Origin of the sequence: Nocardia sp. MH4 (assembly GCF_019266065.1) — a bacterium.
Lineage (GTDB): Bacteria > Actinomycetota > Actinomycetes > Mycobacteriales > Mycobacteriaceae > Nocardia > Nocardia canadensis.
Map to the genome: position 1 here is coordinate 1 of NZ_LPNR01000033.1, position 18,542 is coordinate 18,542.

At 70.3% G+C, this 18,542-nt stretch carries 19 protein-coding genes and 1 rRNA gene; 3 read left to right on the plus strand and 17 right to left on the minus strand.

Annotated elements, in window-relative coordinates:
* Window positions 1-198: 198 nt before the first annotated feature.
* The 9 genes from scpB to ATM97_RS01280 all read right to left on the minus strand — a co-directional run bounded on the left by scpB (window position 199) and on the right by ATM97_RS01280 (window position 9,155).
* A complete protein-coding gene (gene scpB / locus ATM97_RS01240; RefSeq protein ID WP_218716048.1) occupies window positions 199-855 on the minus strand; it encodes an SMC-Scp complex subunit ScpB in 657 nt (218 codons plus the stop codon).
* Window positions 856-890: 35 nt separating this feature from the next.
* Window positions 891-1,775, minus strand: a complete 885-nt coding sequence (locus tag ATM97_RS01245; protein WP_374104815.1) for a ScpA family protein — start codon at window positions 1,773-1,775, stop codon at window positions 891-893.
* Window positions 1,772-2,605: a ParA family protein gene (locus ATM97_RS01250; RefSeq protein WP_255586654.1), complete on the minus strand. Its 834-nt coding sequence runs from the start codon at window positions 2,603-2,605 to the stop codon at window positions 1,772-1,774. Before ATM97_RS01250 ends, ATM97_RS01245 begins: the two co-directional genes overlap by 4 nt.
* A gap of 250 nt (window positions 2,606-2,855) precedes the next feature.
* Window positions 2,856-3,794, minus strand: coding sequence for a site-specific tyrosine recombinase XerD (xerD, locus tag ATM97_RS01255; protein ID WP_218716050.1), 939 nt, complete (start codon window positions 3,792-3,794; stop codon window positions 2,856-2,858).
* A 53-nt stretch (window positions 3,795-3,847) separates the two neighbouring features.
* Complete coding sequence (locus ATM97_RS01260) at window positions 3,848-4,501, minus strand: NUDIX hydrolase (protein WP_218716051.1); 654 nt, start codon at window positions 4,499-4,501, stop codon at window positions 3,848-3,850.
* A 16-nt stretch (window positions 4,502-4,517) separates the two neighbouring features.
* On the minus strand, window positions 4,518-6,239 hold the full coding sequence (locus tag ATM97_RS01265) for a CTP synthase (RefSeq protein ID WP_218716052.1): 1,722 nt from the start codon (window positions 6,237-6,239) through the stop codon (window positions 4,518-4,520).
* 172 nt (window positions 6,240-6,411) lie between these two features.
* Window positions 6,412-7,353, minus strand: a complete 942-nt coding sequence (locus tag ATM97_RS01270) for a copper transporter (protein WP_218716053.1) — start codon at window positions 7,351-7,353, stop codon at window positions 6,412-6,414.
* Window positions 7,350-8,549: a putative cytokinetic ring protein SteA gene (gene steA, locus ATM97_RS01275; protein WP_218716054.1), complete on the minus strand. Its 1,200-nt coding sequence runs from the start codon at window positions 8,547-8,549 to the stop codon at window positions 7,350-7,352. The genes ATM97_RS01270 and steA overlap by 4 nt, the downstream gene beginning before the upstream one ends.
* Window positions 8,550-8,684: 135 nt before the next feature.
* A complete protein-coding gene (locus ATM97_RS01280) occupies window positions 8,685-9,155 on the minus strand; it encodes a MarR family winged helix-turn-helix transcriptional regulator (RefSeq protein WP_218716055.1) in 471 nt (156 codons plus the stop codon).
* Window positions 9,156-9,270: 115 nt separating this feature from the next.
* Here ATM97_RS01280 and ATM97_RS01285 point away from each other — a divergent pair, with 115 nt between their 5' ends.
* Both ATM97_RS01285 and ATM97_RS01290 read left to right on the plus strand, forming a co-directional pair.
* Window positions 9,271-9,699, plus strand: a complete 429-nt coding sequence (locus ATM97_RS01285) for an SgcJ/EcaC family oxidoreductase (RefSeq protein ID WP_218716056.1) — start codon at window positions 9,271-9,273, stop codon at window positions 9,697-9,699.
* Window positions 9,700-9,749: 50 nt separating this feature from the next.
* Window positions 9,750-10,169 (plus strand): SRPBCC family protein, encoded by a 420-nt coding sequence (locus ATM97_RS01290; protein WP_218716057.1) that lies wholly within the window; start codon window positions 9,750-9,752, stop codon window positions 10,167-10,169.
* Between the two features lie 36 nt (window positions 10,170-10,205).
* Here ATM97_RS01290 and recN read toward each other — a convergent pair whose 3' ends face one another.
* The 5 genes from recN to ATM97_RS01315 are packed head-to-tail and all read right to left on the minus strand — an operon-like array spanning window position 10,206 to window position 14,935.
* A complete protein-coding gene (gene recN / locus ATM97_RS01295; protein WP_218716058.1) occupies window positions 10,206-11,987 on the minus strand; it encodes a DNA repair protein RecN in 1,782 nt (593 codons plus the stop codon).
* On the minus strand, window positions 11,965-12,921 hold the full coding sequence (locus ATM97_RS01300; protein WP_218716059.1) for an NAD kinase: 957 nt from the start codon (window positions 12,919-12,921) through the stop codon (window positions 11,965-11,967). Before ATM97_RS01300 ends, recN begins: the two co-directional genes overlap by 23 nt.
* Window positions 12,918-13,739 carry a TlyA family RNA methyltransferase gene (locus tag ATM97_RS01305; protein ID WP_218716060.1) on the minus strand — a complete coding sequence of 274 codons (822 nt, stop codon included), beginning with the start codon at window positions 13,737-13,739 and terminating at the stop codon, window positions 12,918-12,920. The genes ATM97_RS01300 and ATM97_RS01305 overlap by 4 nt, the downstream gene beginning before the upstream one ends.
* 1 nt (window position 13,740) lies before the next feature.
* Window positions 13,741-14,028: a hypothetical protein gene (locus ATM97_RS01310; protein ID WP_218716061.1), complete on the minus strand. Its 288-nt coding sequence runs from the start codon at window positions 14,026-14,028 to the stop codon at window positions 13,741-13,743.
* A gap of 13 nt (window positions 14,029-14,041) precedes the next feature.
* Window positions 14,042-14,935, minus strand: a complete 894-nt coding sequence (locus tag ATM97_RS01315) for an HAD-IIA family hydrolase (RefSeq protein ID WP_218716062.1) — start codon at window positions 14,933-14,935, stop codon at window positions 14,042-14,044.
* A gap of 298 nt (window positions 14,936-15,233) precedes the next feature.
* On the opposite strand from ATM97_RS01315, the gene ATM97_RS01320 reads away from it, so the two are divergent.
* Window positions 15,234-15,650, plus strand: coding sequence for a DoxX family protein (locus tag ATM97_RS01320; RefSeq protein WP_218716063.1), 417 nt, complete (start codon window positions 15,234-15,236; stop codon window positions 15,648-15,650).
* Window positions 15,651-15,722: 72 nt separating this feature from the next.
* Here the strand turns inward: ATM97_RS01320 and ATM97_RS34150 are convergent, their stop codons facing one another.
* The 3 genes from ATM97_RS34150 to rrf all read right to left on the minus strand — a co-directional run.
* Window positions 15,723-16,769, minus strand: coding sequence for a hypothetical protein (locus ATM97_RS34150; RefSeq protein WP_308248325.1), 1,047 nt, complete (start codon window positions 16,767-16,769; stop codon window positions 15,723-15,725).
* Window positions 16,766-18,163, minus strand: a complete 1,398-nt coding sequence (locus tag ATM97_RS34830; RefSeq protein ID WP_218716064.1) for a hypothetical protein — start codon at window positions 18,161-18,163, stop codon at window positions 16,766-16,768. Before ATM97_RS34830 ends, ATM97_RS34150 begins: the two co-directional genes overlap by 4 nt.
* A gap of 282 nt (window positions 18,164-18,445) precedes the next feature.
* Window positions 18,446-18,542: ribosomal RNA gene (rrf, locus tag ATM97_RS01335) — 5S ribosomal RNA — on the minus strand; the annotation flags it as partial.

Here is an 18,542-nt window from a genome sequence, read left to right on the forward strand (position 1 = left end):
GGCGGCCGGTCGACTCACCGCGCTCGTACCCGCCGGTGCCGCGGCGGCCGCCGGCCTCCCCGCGGCTGCCCGACTGCCCGGTGCGCGCGGTGCCGCCGCGGGTTCCCGCGGTTCGGTTCGCGCCGCTACGGGGCTGGTCGTTGCGTTTTCTTCGGTCCGGTGTGCCATCTCGGCGAGCGGAATTATTCATCTGTCCTGTCAATCGTCGGTGCCGAGGTCCATGTCGGACTCGGCCGGTTTCTGCAGCCTGGTGAACCGTGGATCGGTCTCCAGGCTCTCGCTGATCTCGTCGATCAGGTCGACGCCGGGAAGCAGCGGCGCCAGCGGTGGCAGGTCGCCCAGTGAGGCGAGCCCGATCCGTTCGAGGAACAACTCGGTGGTGCGGTACAACGTGCCGTTGGTGTCGGGATCCTGACCCGCTTCCGCGATCAAGCCCCTGGCCAGCAGTGTGCGCATCACTCCGTCGACGTTCACCCCGCGAACCGCGCTGACCCTCGTCCGGGTCACCGGCTGGCGGTAGGCGATCACCGCCAAGGTCTCCAAGGCGGCCCGGGTGAGCTTCGTCCGGGCCCCGTCGAGCAGTACCCGCTCGACATAGGGCGCGTACTCCTGTCGAGTATAGAAGCGCCAGCCGTCACCGACGAAACGCAGGTCGATGCCACTGCCCCGGGCCGTCAGCTCCGCGGCCATCGCGCGCAGGGTGGCCTCGACCCGCTCGGAGGTGTCGTCCAGGGCCGCGGCCAGCTGTTCTACCGGCGCGGGAGCATCGACGACGAGCAACATCGCCTCGAGCGCCGAGCGCAGTTCCGCGTCCTCGAGCGGCTCGGAAGTGAACTCCGCCACTGCCTCGGTCATGCTGTGCCCTGCGGCCGCCTGCGGGCCTGACCCGATCATCCGTAGTCCTCCTCGAACGTCAACGCCGCCGCTTCGGCGTCCGGATCCAGCTCCCCGAGCCAGCTCACGGCCAGCGGCCCGAGCGGATCGGGCTGGTCGAACGCGATGGTCTTGCCGCGATACAGCTCCAGCAACGCCAGGAACCGGGCGACGATTTCCACCGGGACGGTGCAATCGGCCACCAGTTCGGCGAAGGTCGTCCAGCCGCCGGGCCCGCGTTCCTTGAGCCGGGCCAGCACCAGCTCGGCCTGCTCGGCGACCGAGATGGTGTGCATGTGCAGATGCCCCAGACCGACCTGCGGAATCGGGCGCGGCCGGAACGCCGCCGCCGCGATCTCGGCGAACGCGCCGATGTCGACGCCGAGGGTCACCTCGGGCAACAGCCCCTCGAACTGTTCCTCGAGCGCCACCGAGCGCGGATACCGGCGCAGCGCGGCGGCTTCCAGCTCGGCGAGCAGTTCGGCCACCTGCTTGAACGCCCGGTACTGCAGCAGGCGGGCGAACAGCAGGTCGCGGGCGTCGAGCAGTTCCAGATCGTCGGCGTCGGTCATCTCGCCCGAGGGCAGCAGCCGGGCCGCCTTCAGGTCGAGCAGCGTGGCCGCGACGACGAGGAACTCGGTGGTCTGGTCGAGGATCTTGTCCGCGCGCAGCTTGGTGTTCTCGGCGAGCTCGGCAGTCAACGCTTTCGTGTAGGCGATGAACTCGTCGGTGACCTGATGCAGCGCGACCTCGGTGACATCGAGCTTGCGCGAGCTGATCAACGTCAGCAGCAGGTCGAACGGGCCTTCGAAGTTCTTCAGCCGCAGGTGGAACCCGGTGTTCTCGGCGGCGGGCGCCGCTTCTTGCTGAGCCTCGTGCACCTCGGGTATTGCGTCGATCACCGGCCCGACCGGTGGATGACTTCGCGTGCCATCGCCCGATACGACTCCGCGCCCGCCGATTTCGGGGCCCAGGTGGTGATCGGCTCGCCGGCGACGCTGGCGTCGGGGAACCGCACGGTGCGCGAGATCGCGGTGTCGTAGACCAGGTCACCGAAGACCTCCACCACGCGCGACATCACCTGACGGGAGTGCAGCAACCGGGCGTCGAACATGGTGACCACGATGCCGTACAGGCTCAGGCGCGGGTTGAGCCGGTCGCGCACCTTCTCGACGGTGTCGTTGAGCAGCGCGAGCCCACGCAGCGAAAAGTACTCGCATTCCATCGGGATGATCACCCCGTCGGAGCAGGCCAGCGCGTTGACGGTGAGCAGGCCGAGCGAGGGCTGGCAGTCGATGAGGATGTAGTCGTAGCGGTCGCGCACACCCGCGAGGGCCCGGCCCAGCGACTGCTCACGGCCCACCTCGTTGACCAGCTGGATCTCGGCCGCGGACAGGTCGATGTTGCTGGGTAACAGGTCCATCCCGTCGACCTTGGTGGTCTGCAGGACGTCGTCGACGCCTGCCTTCCCGCCGATCAGCAGGTTGTGCACGGTGAGGTCGAGATCGTGGTGGGCCACCCCGAGGCCCGCCGAGAGCGCGCCCTGCGGGTCGAGGTCGACGAGGAGCACGCGGCGGCCGTATTCGGCCAGGGCCGCACCGAGATTGATGGTCGAGGTGGTCTTGCCGACCCCGCCCTTCTGATTGCACATGGCCACCACCAGCGCGTCACCGTGACGCTGCACCTGCGGCGGTTCGGGTACCAGTCGCAGCGGGCGCCCGGTCGGGCCCATCTCGACGGCCTCGGCGACCTGATCCGGTCCACCGTCCCACGGTGTTTCCGCTGTCGTCACGATCCGCTGCTCCTTATACGTTTCCTACCGGTAACCCCTGTCGAGGGTAGCGAGGCCGATTCGGGACCGGCTCGCTTTCGTACGGTCCAGCTCTGGTGGTAGACGCTACCGCTCGGACCGGTGAGGTACAGCATGGCAACGCCGGGCGTGTTCGCACGATACCCGCCCGGCACGACCGCGCGGTGCCTGTTCACCTGGCCCGCGGATGGGCGGTGGCCCAGACCTCGCGCAGCGCGCTCACCGTCACGAGGGTGTAGATCTGGGTCGTCGTGACCGAGGCGTGCCCGAGCAGTTCCTGCACGACGCGCACATCGGCGCCGCCGTCGAGCAGGTGGGTGGCGAAGGAGTGCCGCAGGGTGTGCGGCGACACCGTCGCCCCGATCCCGGCGCGTTCGGCGGCGGTCTGCAACACCTGCCAGGCGCTCTGCCGGGACAGCCTGCCCCCGCGCGCGTTGAGGAAAAGGGCGCCGCCGGAACCCTTTCCGGCGGCGGCCAGGGACGGACGACCGCGCACCAGGTAGGCGTCGACCGCGGCGAGCGCCGGCCTGCCGATCGGCACGAGCCGCTGCTTGCCGCCCTTGCCGTGCAGCACCACGCACCGCTGCTCGGCGTCGAGGTCGTCGACGTCGAGACCGACCATCTCCGAGATCCGCGCCCCGGTGGAGTACAGCAGTTCCAGCAGCGCGCGGTCGCGCAGGCCACGCGGACCACCGTCGGCACCGCCCGAATCACCGTCGCCGCCCGCGGCTTCGAGAACGCGCAGCACCTGGTCGTAGGGCAGCGCCTTGGGCAGCCGCCGTCCCGGTGCGGGCGGTTTCACCGCGTGCGCCACGTCGGTCTCGGTGATGCCCTCGGCGGCGGCGAACCGGTGCAGGCCACGCACCGCGATCAAGGCCCTGGCCACGGACCCGGCGGCCAGCGGCGGATGATCCGGCCCACCCGACCGCAACGCCATGGTGAACTCCGCGACGTCGCCCTGCGCGACCGAACCGAGATCGGCGATGCCGCGACCGGACAGGAAGGTGCGGTAGCGAGCCAGGTCGCGCCGGTAGGCGCCGAGGGTGTTGCGCGCGGCTCCGCGCTCGACCGCCAAGTGGTCGAGGTAGGCGTCGATCTCCCGCGCGAGCACGCCCGATGCCGCCTAGTCCCCGCCGACCACCGGGGCGGGCAACGTCGTGGTCCTCACGCGCCGCTCCCGGACCGCGCCTCGGCGGCCTTGCGCCGCAGGAACGCGGTCGGCTGACCCGGCCACGGCGCGTCGGCGAGACGCAACGGCACCGCGCTCGCCGTGGCCGCCGCGTAGGCGAGCACCCCGGCGACCGCGGTCGCGTTCACGATCTCCCCGGCCAGCGCCGCCCGGACCGCCTCGGCGACCGGCATCCTGACCAGTTCGAGATCGGCTTCCTCGTGCTCGGGCTCCGGCCGATCGGTCGCGGTGAGCCCGGTCGCGCAGAACACCCGCAGCGCCTCGTCGGTGAACCCCGGCGACAACGCGACGTCCACCAGCACCGACCACTCGGCGGCGGCCAGGCCCGTCTCCTCGGCCAGCTCACGCTTGGCCGCGGTGAGCGGGTCCTCGCCGTCGATGTCGAGCAGCCCGGCGGGCAGTTCCAGCAGCCGGGTCCGGATCGGATGCCGGTACTGGCGGATCAGGACGATGTTGCCGTCGTCGTCGAGCGCGAGTACCGCGACCGCGCCGTGGTGCTCGATGACCTCGCGCTCGGCGACCCGCCCGTCCGGCATCGCGACCTGATCCTGGCGCAGGGCCAGGATCGCGCCGCTGTAGAGCACCCGGCTGGAGACCGTCTCGAAGTCATGACTACCGGGCTGGCTCACGTCGCTGCTCTCCCGCTCAGAGATCCGCGGCCTGCTCCGCGAGCTCTTCCTCCGGGAAGTCTACGGGAAGGCGTTCGGCCAGTTTGTATTTCAACGCCGCGTTGATCAGCGCGGCGAAGAGCGGATGCGGCCTGGTCGGACGGCTCTTGAGCTCCGGGTGCGCCTGCGTGGCGACGAAGAACGGATGCACCGAGGCCGGGTACTCGACGAACTCCACCAGGTGCCCGTCGGGCGAGGTGCCCGAGAACACCAGACCGCTCTTGGCGATGGCGTCGCGGTAGGCGTTGTTCACCTCGAACCGGTGCCGATGCCGCTCGGAGACGTGCTCGGAGCCGTACGCCTGCGCGACGACCGAGCCCTTCTGCAAGGTGGCCGGGTAGGCGCCGAGGCGCATGGTGCCGCCCAGATCGGCCTCGCCGGCGACGACGTCTTCCTGGTCGGCCATGGTGGAGATGACCGGGTTCTTCGTGTCGGGCTCGAACTCGGCCGAGTTGGCGTCGTCGATACCGACCGAGCGCGCGGCCTCGATGACCACGCACTGCAGACCGAGGCACAGGCCCAGCAGCGGGATGCCGCGGTGGCGGGCGTAGCGGATGGCGCCGAGTTTGCCCTCGATGCCGCGGATGCCGAACCCACCGGGGATCAACACGGCGTCGACGTCACGCAGCGCCGCCTGGGCGCCCGCCTCGGTCTCGCACTCGTCGGAGGGCACCCAGCGGATGTTCACCTTCGCGCGGTGCGCGAAGCCACCGGCGCGCAGCGCCTCGGTCACCGACAGGTAGGCGTCGGGGAGGTCGACGTACTTGCCGACCAGCGCCACCTCGACGGTCTCGCGCGGGGAGTGCACGCGATCTAGCAGGTCGCCCCACACGGCCCAGTCCACGTCGCGGAACGGCAGGCCGAGCTTGCGCACCACATAGGCGTCGAGGCCCTCGCTGTGCAGCACCTTCGGGATGTCGTAGATCGACGGCGCGTCCGGGGTGGAGATGCACGCCTCCACGTCGACGTCGCACATCAGCGCGATCTTGTTCTTGAGCCCCTGCGGCACCTCACGGTCGCAGCGCAGGATCAGCGCGTCGGGCTGGATACCGATGTTGCGCAGCGCAGCCACCGAGTGCTGCGTCGGCTTGGTCTTGAGCTCACCCGAGGGCGCCAGGTACGGCACCAGCGACACGTGCAGGAAGAACACGTTGTCGCGGCCCACGTCGTGGCGGATCTGGCGCGCCGCCTCGAGGAACGGCTGCGACTCGATGTCGCCGACGGTGCCACCGATCTCGGTGATCACCACGTCCGGCACATGCCCCTCGAGATCGGGACCCTGCATCGCCAGGATGCGGTTCTTGATCTCGTCGGTGATGTGCGGGATGACCTGCACCGTGTCGCCCAGGTACTCGCCGCGGCGCTCCTTGGCGATGACCGTCGAATAGATCTGCCCGGTGGTCACGTTCGCGTCCTTGGACAGATCGCGATCGAGGAACCGCTCGTAGTGGCCGACATCCAGGTCGGTCTCGGCGCCGTCTTCGGTGACGAACACCTCGCCGTGCTGGAACGGGTTCATGGTGCCCGGATCGACGTTCAGATACGGGTCGAGCTTCTGCATCGTCACCCGCATGCCGCGCGCGGTCAGCAACTGACCGAGGCTGGAAGCGGTGAGACCCTTACCCAAAGAGGAGGCGACGCCACCGCTCACGAAGATGTGCTTGGTGGCATTTCGAGCCTGATTCCGTGTTTGACCCACGGAACTCCAGAGTAACAGGCACCCGCCTCTCCGCGTATTTTGCGGGTCGTTTGCGGCGGAGCGTGTTGCGCGCCGGACCGGCGGCCGGGTGCTCGGAGGGCGCGGGACGGGCCCGGCGGGTCACCCGGATACTCGGGCGACCGGTCGTCCGGCACGACTGCGGAGGGAAACCTCAGCGAGGCATGGCGACCATGGTCAGCGAGGTCGCGGTTGGCCCGGTTCCATAGCGGCCCGCGCCGCCGGAAAGCTGTTCGGTGAAGGCGAGAGCCGTTGTCACCCTGCCGATTTCGCGGTCGGCATTGTCGACCGTGGTGACCGTCGTCGCCAGCGGAGCCTGGGCCCGGACATGGGCGATGGCGCCGTTGCCCTCGGCGGCCCCGGCACGCCCCGCGAGCACCGTGCCCGCCGCCCGCGCCCGGACCGCTCCGGTGAAGCGGGCGATAGTCGCGCCCTGTCCACTGTCGGATGCGACACCGTTGCCGGTGACCACGACGGCCAGTTGCGCGGGTCGCACCGACGTATCGCCGTAGGCGAGGAATCCGCCGCCGCGCAACGTCTCGAGGACCAGCGCGAGCTCGGGGGCGGTGCTGCGCGGCTGATTGGTCGCCGGGTCGAGCAGCAGGGTCAGGCCGAGCAGGTCGCCCGCCATGCTGCCCTGGTCCACGGCGCCGGTCCGCAACTGCGCGCCCGCGGGGACGATATTGGTCATCGCCGAGCGCATCCGGTCGCCCTCCCCCGCGTCGACGAAGGAGTCGGTGAGCGCGATCCGGCCGGTCACCTGCGCACCGGCGGTCTCGAGCGCCTTGCTCACCCCGTCGATGTCGCCGGGATCGGCGTCGGGGGTGGTGAAGACGACGACGCTGCGGTCGGTCAGGGTGCCGCCGAGCAGCTTGCCCGACGAGTCGGCGATGAAGCGGTCGGCGGCGCCGAGGCGAGCGGTGAGCTGTTCGTTCTGCGCGCTCAGCGCGTCGACCTGGCCGCGCAGGTCGTTCTTGTCCGAACGCAGCCCGGACAGCATGTCCGAGGCCAGGGTCTGTGAGCCGAGCACCACCCCGACGGCCAGCGCGAGGAAGATCGCGGCGATCGAGATGGCATGGTGACGTACCGAGATCACAGCAGACCACGCACCCACAGGACGAAGCGGTTCCAGTACTCGATCGCCCAGTCCAGCACCTCGGATCCGTTGTGCGAGGCCAGGATCACCACCACGATCGCGACCAGCGCCGCCAGCACCACCAGCGCCAGCGCGGCGCCGGAGGAGCGCTGCCGGTACAGCGTCGAGACCGCCTTGGCGTCGACGAGTTTCGCGCCGACCTTGAGCCGGGTCAGGAAGGTCGCCGGATTGCTGTCGCGACGGCCGCGGTCGAAGAAGTCCTCCAGCGAGGCGGGCGCGCCCGCCAGCACGATCAGCGACGCGCCGTGGTGATCGGCCAGCATCAGCGCCAGATCGGTAGGTGAGCCCGACGACGGGAAGGTGGTGGCGCCGATGCCGAGGTCCTGGATGCGCTCGAGACCCTTGGCGTGTCCGTCGGTGTCGGCGGGCAGGATCATCTCGGCGCCGGATCGCAGTGTCTCGGTGCTGATCTCGTCGGGATCGCCGACGATCAGGTCCGGCTTGTACTTGAGCTTGCGCAAGGTGTCGGCGCCCCGGCCCACGCCGATCAGGATCGGCGCGTACTCCTTGATGAACGGCTTGAGCCGCTGCAGTTCCTCCTGGTGCCCCGACCCGTCGGCGACGACGACCACGTGCCGGTTGCGCAGTTCGAGGTCGATGTCGGGGACCCCGATCCCGTCGATGAGCAGCGCGCTCTCGGTGCGGACGAACTCGGTGGTGTTGCCGGCGAACGCGTCGAGGTGGTCGGCCAGCCCGTTGCGCGCCTCGATCATCCGGTCGGCGATGGCCGACTCGTCGAACTCGATGCCCTCGACCAGGACCTCGGGTTCCTTCTTGGTCAGCTTGTCCGCGTAGACGATGCCCTCGTAGATGCGGACCTTCATGCCGTCCTTGACCTTGCCGAACGCGTCGGCGGAGACGGCGTCCATCAACACGATCCCGTTGGCCACCAGCACTTCCGGGCCCAGATTGGGATAGCGGCCGGAGATGGACGGCGAGGTGTTGATCACCGCGACGACGCCCGCCTCGACCAGCCGATCGGCGGTGTGGCGGTCCAGATCGGTCTCGTCGAGGACCACGACATCCCCGGGTCCGACGCGCCGCAACAAGCGCCGGGTGTTGCGATCCACCCGGGCGATCCCGGTGACACCGGGCAGCGTTTCCGTGTTCCGCGACAACAACGCCGGCATCTTCATGTGGCCGATGATGCGGGCAAACCCTCAACCTTTGGTGGAGGCGCGCCGAATCACCGGTCACATTCGTCACTGTGATCCCGCGCGCACAGCAACCCGCGGGCCATCACCTCCGACCGCGCCGAACGGTCGCCGACGCTAGGTCTCGCCGTCCTGCCGCAACTTCGCCGCGACCTCGAGCGAGGTCGCGTGCAGGCGCTCGAACAGGTCTAGCACCAGGGCGAGCTGATCGTCGGAGTAGTCGTCGAGCGCGGCGGCGAAGCTGCGCGCGAGTAGTTCGTAGTGCGGGGCGATCTCATCGATCCGGGCCGGGATCGCGGTCACGATCACCCGCCGCCGATCCGCGACGTCGTGCTCGCGGCGCACATATCCCGCGGCCAGCAGCCGGTCGACCATCTTGGTCACCGCGCCGGTGGTGAGCGCGGTCTGCGCGGCCAGCTCCCCCGCGGTCGCCGGGCCGCCCAGCCGCAGCATGTTCAGGCAGCGCAGATCGGTGACGTGCAGGCCGAGCTTGTCGGCGACGGCCTGATGCAACATGACGCCATCGGTCGCGCTGCGCTGTGCGGCGACCGTCAACGCTGCCGCGAGCTCGGCCCTCCTGTCGGACATCCCTTGACACCTTCCGCTCCGCCCGGGGATTATCTTCCTAAGTCAGATTATTACTGAAGACACTACTTCCCGGATCGACCTCTGACCGATCGATCCTAGTTTTCCGGAGGGCGCCATGACCGATCCCCAGTCCGACGAACACGCGATCCGCGCCCTGTTCACGGCGACCAGCGATGCCTGGGCGGCCGGCGACGCGCGCGCGTTCGCCGCCGCGTTCACCGACGACGCCGAATACGTCACCTGGTTCGGCCGCCACTACACCGGCCGCGCGGCCATCGAAGCCTGTCACGCCGGGCTGTTCGCGAAATACCTGAAGAACACCCGCCTCGACGGCGAGATCACCCGGCTGCGCTTCCTGACCCCCGATGTCGCGGTCGTCGACGGCCGCGGCGCGGTGGTCAAGGGCAAGCGCACCCGGCGCAACACCAAGGACAACATCTACGTCGCCGTCCGCGACGACGGCCGATGGCGCTTCGCCGCCTTCCACAACACGAAATACCACTGGTTCTTCGATGCGATGACGGCCAGGTCGGAACGCGGATGACAACTACCCGTATGCTGCGGGTCACAGATACCTCGGACAGGAGACAATCCATGCCCCGCAGCACCGTCGAGACGGTTTTCGACGCACCTCGCGACATCGTCTACCGCCTTTTCACCGAGCGTGAGGCCGTCAGCCCCTACCTGCCGATTCAGGTCAAGCTCATCAAGCAGGGCGACCCGGCCACCGGCGTGGGCGCGCAGCACATCCTCGGCTTCGGCAAAGCCGGTGTCATCGAGGAGATCACCGCGCTGGTTCCCGGCGAGCGGATGGAGTACAAGATCGTCAAGGGCGCGCCGGTCAAGCGCCACGTCGGCATCATCACCTTCGCCGACACCAGCTCCGGCGGCACCCGCGTGGTCTACACGATGGAGTCCGAGCCGTCGCTGCCCGTGCCCGCGCCGGTCCTCGAATTCGGCCTTCGCCAGCTGACCAACCAGCTCATCGGCGGCGTCCGCAAAGCCCTGAAGTAGGCGCGTCGACGTCGCCCGCGGTCCGCGCGGGCGACGTCACCCGCGTGGCCAGGCCGGAGCGCGCTCGGCCCGCGCGGTTTCCAGCAGTTCCTCCGCGTGCGCGCGGCCGGTCTCGGTGTCGTCGAGGCCCGCGAGCATGCGCGCCAGTTCGACCACCCGCTCCTCATCGGTCAGCGTGCGAACTCCGCTGTCCACCTTGCCTTTTCCATCATCGGACTTGTTCACCACCAGGTGCGTGTCGGCGAAGGCCGCCACCTGCGGCAGATGGGTCACCACGATCACCTGATGGGTGCGGGCCAGCCGCGCCAGCCGCTTGCCGATCTCCACCGCCGCCCGGCCGCCGACGCCGGCGTCGACCTCGTCGAACACCATCGTCGCGCCGTGATCCGATCCGGCGAGGACCACTTCGAGCGCCAGCATCACCCGGGAGAGCTCACCGCCGGAGGCGCTCTTGCTCAACGGCAGCGACTGCGCGCCGGAATGGGCCGAGAGCCGGAACTCCACCTCGTCGACACCGTGCGACCCGGCGTGCAGCTGCGCGCCGTCGATCTCGATCGGCGCCGAGTCCTGCGCGTTGGCCTGCATCGGCCGCACCTGCACCTCGAGCCGGGCCTTGCCCATCGCGAGCCCACCGAGCTCGGTGCTCACCGCCGAAGCCAGCTTGCCCGCCGCCTTCGCGCGGGCGGCACTGAGCTTGCGGGCGGCCTCGCGGACCTTGCCCGCCGCGGTCTCCACCTCACCGGCGAGTTTGGCCAGCGCGTCCTCGGACACGTCCAGCGAATCCAGGCGGGCGCGCGACTCGTCGGCCCAGGCGATCACGCCGTCGATATCGGGCGCGTACTTGCGGGTCAGCGACTTCAGCTCGGCCTGCCGGTTGAGCATCGAGTCCAGCGCGCCGGGGTCCGACGGCAGTTCCGAGAGGTACCCGCTGAGTTCGGTGGTCACGTCGACGACCACCGCGATCGCCTCGCCCAGCCGCGGCGCCAGCCCGGTCAGCCCGGGGTCGTCGGCGGAGTCCAGCCGGGCCCGCGCGCCGCCGAGCAGATCGAGCACGCCGCCGCCGTCGGCGGCGGAGTCGGTGGGACCGGACAGCGCCTCGTGCGCGGCGACCGCGGCCTCGCGCAGCGAATCCAGATCGCTGAGCCTGCGGATCTCGGCGACGAGCCGGGTGTCCTCACCGGGTTCGGGCGCGATGCCGTCGATCTCGGCCAGCGAGTGCTTGAGCCGGTCGGCCTCGAGCGCCAGCTCCCGGCTGCGCGCCGTCCGCTCCAGCAGCTCCGAGCGCGCGTCGAGCCACGTCCGGCGATGCACCTGGTATTTGCGCAGCAGCCCGGCGACCCCGTCACCGGCGAACTGGTCGAGCGCGGCGAGCTGCTGTTCGGGCCGCTGCAGCCGCAGCTGGTCGTTCTGGCCGTGCACGGTCAGCAGCCGGGAGGTGAACTCGCCGAGCACCGCGGCGGGCACACCCCGGCCGCCCAGGTGCGCGCGGGAGCGTCCGTCGCTGTTGACGGTGCGGACCGCGATCACGCTGCCGTCCTCGTCGGCCTCGGCGGCGGCCGACTCCAGCACCTCGCCGACGGCCGCGCGGGCCGCGTCGTTGACGTCGTCGATGACGAACCGCCCCTCGACCACGGCCTTCGCCGCGCCGAGCCGAACCCGCCCGGCGTCGGCGCGGGCGCCGCTGAGCAGATGCAGGCTGGTGACCACCATCGTCTTGCCCGCACCGGTCTCACCGGTGAGGACGGTCAGGCCCGCATGGAACTGCGCGGTGGCCGTCGAGATGACGCCGAGTCCGTCAATCCTGATCTCTGTCAGCATCGCGGCTGTTCTCCGTTCGCTGTCTACCCCGCCAGCCGGTGACCGGCAGCTGGAACTTCCGCACCATCCGGTCGGCGAACGGCGCGGAATCCAGCCGCACCCACCGCACCGGTCGTTCGCCGCGCACCACTTCGGCGCGGCCGCCGCGCGGCAACGCCAGGGTCCGCCGACCATCCAGGAACACGATCGCGTCGTGCCCGGTCGCCACCGTCTCGACCGCGATCCGCGATTCCGGGCTGGTCACCAGCGGCCGCGCGAACAGGGCGTGCGCGTTGCTCGGGATGACCAGCATCGCTTCGAGTTCCGGCCACACCACCGGACCGCCCGCCGAGAACGCGTAGGCGGTCGACCCGGTCGGGGTGGAGATGAGGATGCCGTCGCAGCCGAACGACGACACGGGCCTGCCGTCGACCTCGAGCACCACTTCGAGCACGCCCATGCGCTGGGCGTTCTCCAGGCTGGCCTCGTTGAGCGCCCATCCACGTTCGACGACGGTGTCGTCGACCCGGACGGTGACGTCGATGGTCATCCGGTCTTCCACGCGGTAGTCCCGGTCGACCACCTGGGCCAGCGCCTCGTCGAGATGCTCGGCCTCGGCCTCGGTGAGAAAACCGATGCGGCCCAGGTTGATTCCGAGCACCGGCACCCCGGACGGCCGGCCGAGTTCGGCCGCGCGCAGGAAGGTGCCGTCGCCGCCGAGGGCGAGCACCATCTCGCAGCCCAGCGCCGCGGACGGGCTGTGCGGCACCACCCGGACCGGATAGCCGGCGGGTTCGTCCTCGAACCGCGTGCTGTCGGCCTCGTCGGCCAGCACCCGCAGGCAGATGCCCGCCTCGGCGAAGATCTTCGCCACCCGGTGCGCGGTCTCGATGATCTCCGCGCGGCCGGGGTGGGCGACGAGCAGGATCTCCCTGCCGCCCTCGTGCGTGTTCACTGCGGACCCTCCTCGACGGCGCGGGCGACCAGCGCTTCCACTTCCGCGGCGTCGTAGTCGAACGGGCCGACCTTGCGCAGCCACAGGAAGTACTCGACATTGCCCGACGGACCGGGCAGCGGACTGGCGACGACACCGTGGGTCCGCAACCCGAGCGCGCCCGCCGCGGCGGCCACCTCGCGCACCACTTCGGCGCGCAGCGCCGGGTCGCGCACCACGCCACCGGATCCGACCCGCTCCTTGCCGACCTCGAACTGCGGCTTCACCATCGGCAGCAGATCGGCGCCGTCGGCGGCACACGCGGCCAGCGCGGGCAGCACCAGTCCCAGTGAGATGAACGACAGGTCACCGACGACGGATTCGACTGTGCCGCCGATGGTTTCGGGGGTGATGTTGCGCACGTTGGTGCGGTCGTACACCTGGACCCGATCGTCGTTCTGCAACCGCCAGATCAGCTGGCCGTACCCGACGTCGACCGCGGCCACCTCCTTCGCGCCGCGCGCGAGCAGCACATCGGTGAACCCACCGGTCGACGCGCCCGCGTCCAGGCAGCGCTTGCCCGCGACGCGCAGACCCTGCGGTTCGAACGCCTCGAGCGCGCCGAGCAGTTTGTGCGCCCCGCGCGAGGCCCAGGACACCTCGTCGGGTTCCTCCCGCACGATCAGCGGGGTGCCGGTCTCCACCGCCGTCGCCGGTTTCACGGCCACGGTGCCGGCAATCAGGACGCGGCCCGCGCTGATCAGCTCGACCGCGTGTTCTCGCGATCGCGCCAATCCGCGGCGAACCAGTTCGGCGTCCACACGCGCTCGCCTGGCCACCTCAGATCTTGTCCACTGTCGCCAGGGCGTCCACCAGCACATCGTGCGCCTGCTCGAGGATGCGCGCACGCCGGGTGATGTCGGCTCCCGTCTCGGTGTTCTCGGCCGGTCCGGTCACCGCAGGCGCCGCGCCGAGTTCGGCCAGCAACGCGTCGACTTCGGCCTTGATCCGATGCGGGTCGGCCGGTTCCTGCCGCGCCTGACCACCCGGCAGGTGAGTGCCGGGCAGGGGAATCCCTGGGCGGGGTGGCTGCGGCGCGCCGGGCGGCGGTGAACTCGGAGTACTCATCGTGTCGTCAACGCTATCGGATTTCCGAATCGGCTGCGCGCACGCGTACCGCCCGGCCGGGGTGCTGTCGCAACAGTTCCGCGACCTCCGCGGGGGCGACGGCATCCGGCACGATCTCGTCGTTGAGCGCGTCGAGCGAGCCGGCGACGAAGGTGGGCACCTGGGCCGGTGGCGCGAGCAGGACATCTTCGAGGGTGCTGACGCCGGTGAGCACCAGCAGCGAGTCGAGCCCGAGCCCGTTGGCGCCCTCGATATCGGTGTCGATCCGATCGCCGACCACCAGCGCGGCGCGGGCGCCCGCTCGCGCGAGCGCGTCTTCCATCAGCGGCGCGAACGGCTTGCCCGCGACCAGCGGCTCGCGATCGGAGGCGGTCCGCAGCGCGGCGACCATCGATCCGTTGCCCGGCGCCAGACCGCGCTCGTTGGGCAGCGTGCGATCGGTGTTGGCGGCGACCCACAACGCGCCCGCGCGTAGCGCGTAGGCGGCTTCGGCGAGGTCCGGCCAGGCCGTGGCGGGCGAGTGCCCCTGCACGACCGCGTCGGGCGGCGTGTCGCCGAATCGGCGGATCGGAACGAGGCCGACCGCGGTGATCTCGGCGGCCAGGTCGTCGGTACCGACGACGAGCACCCGGGAACCGGGGGCCAGCCGGTGCGCCAGCATGCCCGCCGCGGCCTGCGCGCTGGTCACCACGTCCGCGGCCGTGGCCGGATAACCCAGCTCGGCCAGATGCTCGGCCACCGGACCGGGGCCACGGGCCGCGTTGTTGGTGACATAGACCAGCCGCTGCGCCGAATCACCGTCCGGGGCGAGCGCTTTCGGACCGCCGTCGATCACCTCGGGACCACGGTACAGCGTCCCGTCCAGATCGAGCAGCAAAGCGTCGTATTGATCGCGTAGCCGGTTCACACACCCTCACTCCGTCGTCACTGCCGGGTCGAGCACCTGCGCCGACCCTAGGCGAGGGCACCGACAGTTCCGCGTCCACGGAACCACCGAATCGCACTCGCACTCTTCATGATCGAGCATGCGGAAACCGTCCGTGCACGGTGTACCCGCTTTTCGCAGCCCGCTTTCGCGCGCGTCGCGGCGCTCGGTGACACAGGTCACCACCCCGCCAGGAAGTAAACGGACTGCGGTCCGTTTATTACCGATCGAACTGCCGCACCGGCGCAGTCGTCATCCTTCGCACGGAGAGGTCCACGCAATGGACATCGTTTTCTTGGTCGGCCGCATCCTGCTCGCGGTGATCTTCGCCTTCTCGGCCATCGGCCACTTCACTCAGGCCGACGGGATGGCCCAGTACGCGGCCGCCAAGGGGGTGCCCGCGGCCAAGGCGGGCGTCATCGTCAGTGGCGTCGTCGCGCTGGTGGCCGCGCTGTCGCTGATCCTCGGTGTCTGGCTCGACCTCGGCGCACTGCTGCTCGTGGCGTTCCTGGTTCCGGTGAGCCTGTTCATGCACCCGTTCTGGAAGGAAACCGACCCGCAGGCCAAGCAGACCGAGATGATCGGGTTCAACAAGAACCTCGCCATCGTCGGTGGTGCGCTGATTCTGTTCTACCTGGTCAACACCACCCAGCAGGTGCCGCTCGGACTCACCGGCCCGCTGTTCGGCGCCTTCTGATCCCTCGACGCACAACGGCCGCAGGCCGGGAACCCGCTATCGGTTCCCGGCCTGCGGCCGTTGCTTGCTGAACTACGCGTCGCCGGTGAGTTCCGCGGCGCGGTCCTCGGCGTCGGTCTCGCCGTCGAGATCGGCGGCAGCGGCATTGAGGAACCACTGCAGGCCGTCGTCGGTGCGGCCGGCCGCGACCAGCGCGTCGGCGTAGGCGTAGAACAGGCGCGCGGCGGCCGAACCGGTGCGCGCCGGATCCAGATCGGGAGTCTGCAGCGTCACCACGGCCTGGTCGAACTGACCCAGATCCATCCGCGCGCCGGCGACCACGATCCGCAGCTCGGTGGCCTCGTCACCGCTGAGCGCCTGTGCCTCTTCGCTGCGGCCGAGCTCGATGGCCCGTTCCGGCCTGCCCAGACCGCGCTCGCAGTCCGCCATCACGGCCAGCAGCCCGGAGCCGCCGGACATGCGGCGCGCGGTGCGCAGCTCGGAGAGCGCCTCCGCCCATTCCTCGGCGTGGTAGGCCACCACACCGGCGGTCTCGCGCACGACGGCGATCCGGCCCGCCCGCTGCCGTGCGGCCCGTGCGTGGGCCAGCGCGAGCCGGGGATCGTCCTCGAGCAGTTCGACGGCCATCACCATGTGCCGGGCGACGGTTTCGGCGTTGTTCTTGTCCAGGCTCAGCAGATCGCGGCGCACCGCCGGATCGAGATCGGAGGCTTGCACGTCTTCGGGCAGGTCCGGCTCGTCCGGACGCGCGGCGCGCCGGTCGGTGGACCGCCCGCCCGCTGACCTGGCGCCTTCGCCGCCGCGACGGCGGTCGTCACGGTCGTCGCCGCCACGGGTGCCGTAGCCGGCGTCGGCCCGACGATCCGCGCGGTCTGCCGCCTCGTCGCGAGGATCGGGCTCGGCGGTCGGCGACACGGTGCGATCGCCGTCGTCGCCGCGTTCGGTGTCGTCGGCCTCGGCGCGATCGGCGGACCGGGTCCGACCCGCATCATCACCGGACTCGGCGCGATCGGCGTCGTCCGCCGACTCCGCTCGACCGTTGTCGTCGACGTCCTCGGCACGCTCGGTGCTCGACGAGATGTCGTCGGACTGCTCAGTGGATGCGGTCTCCTCACTCACCGGCGAATCGAGGTCGGCCGATGCGAGATCGGTCGACTCGCTCTCGGCGGCATCGGCATTCGCGGCGGCCGAGGACACGACGCCGAGGACATCGCCCTCGCGCTCGCGCCGCTTCTCGCGGTAGGTCCCGTCCAGCGGCGCGCCGTCCTCACCGACGTAACGGTTGCCACCGCCGGAGCCGCCACCACGCTTGAAGCCACCGCGCCCGCGATCGTCGTCACGACGGGGGCCGCGATCGTTGTCGTCACGCCGCTGGTAGCCGCCGCGATCGGAGCTCTCGCTCCGGCGGAAGCCACCGCGATCGGAGGACCCGCGCGAACGGTCATCGTTGTCGTCGCGACGGAACCCGCCACGGTCACCGGAGCCACCACGGCCCGCGTCGTCACGACGCTGGTAACCACCACGGTCGCCACTGTCACGCCGCTGGTACCCGCCGCGGTCGCCACCACGGTCGGAGCCACCACGCGAACGGTCATCGCCCTCGCTGCGCCGGAACCCGCCGCGATCCGAACCGCCACGCGAACGGTCGTCACCCTCGTTGCGGCGGAAGCCGCCACGATCCGAGGACCCGCGCGAACGGTCATCGTTGTCGTCGCGACGGAACCCGCCACGATCGCCCGAGCCACCACGGCCCGCGTCGTCACGACGCTGGTAACCACCACGGTCGCCACTGTCACGCCGCTGGTACCCGCCGCGATCGCCACCGCGATCGGACCCACCACGCGAACGGTCATCGCCCTCGTTCCTGCGGAAGCCGGAGCCACCGCGCGGACGGTCGTCGTTGTCACGACGGAACCCGCCACGATCGCTCCCACCGCGCGAGCGATCGTCGCCCTCGTTGCGACGGAAACCACCGCCGGCGCCACCCCGGTCCGAGCCGCCACGGGGACGGTCGTCATCGTTGCGACGATACCCGCCACGGTCGCCACCGCGATCGAAACCACCTGTGGGACGGTCGGATTCGCCACGGCGGAAGCCGCCACGGTCGCCGGAGCCACCGCGGCCGGCGTCGTCACGACGCTGGTAACCACCACGGTCACCACTGTCGGAGCGCCGGAAACCGCCGCGGTCGTTGTCGTCACGCCGCTGGTAACCGCCACGGCCGGCGTCGTCACGACGCTGATAGCCGCCGCGGTCGCCACCACGGTCGGAGCCGCCACGGGGGCGATCGTCATCATTACGGCGGTACCCGCCACGGTCGCCGGAGCCACCACGGCCGGCGTCGTCACGACGCTGGTAACCACCACGGTCACCACTGTCGGAGCGCCGGAAACCGCCGCGGTCACCGCCGCGATCGTCGCGGTTGAACCCGCCACGCTGGCCCTCGGAACGGTCGGAACCGCCACGGCCACCACGATTGTCGTCGTTGCGGCGGAATCCGCCGCCTTCGCCACGGTTGTCACCGTGTCCGCCACGGGGGCGATCGGTCGGTTCGCCGCGCCGGCCGAAACCGCGGGCGTCTCCGTCCCGGCGGAAAGGCTTCCGTCCGTCGTTGTGTTCCGACACGGCGATCCCTTTCTAGATTCCCCGGCCTCGGGGAGTGTTGTCGTGGCCCCGCCTACAAGAATTCAACCACGGGCGGAGGACGGGGCATCGTCCGCCTGGCGTGCCGGGGCATGGCAGCCCCACAAACGCCGATAGGGGACCCAATTCTGGGTCCCCTATCGCGAAGGATGTTCCGGCGGTGTCCTACTCTCCCACACCCTGTCGAGTGCAGTACCATCGGCGCAGGTGGCCTTAGCTTCCGGGTTCGGAATGGGACCGGGCGTTTCC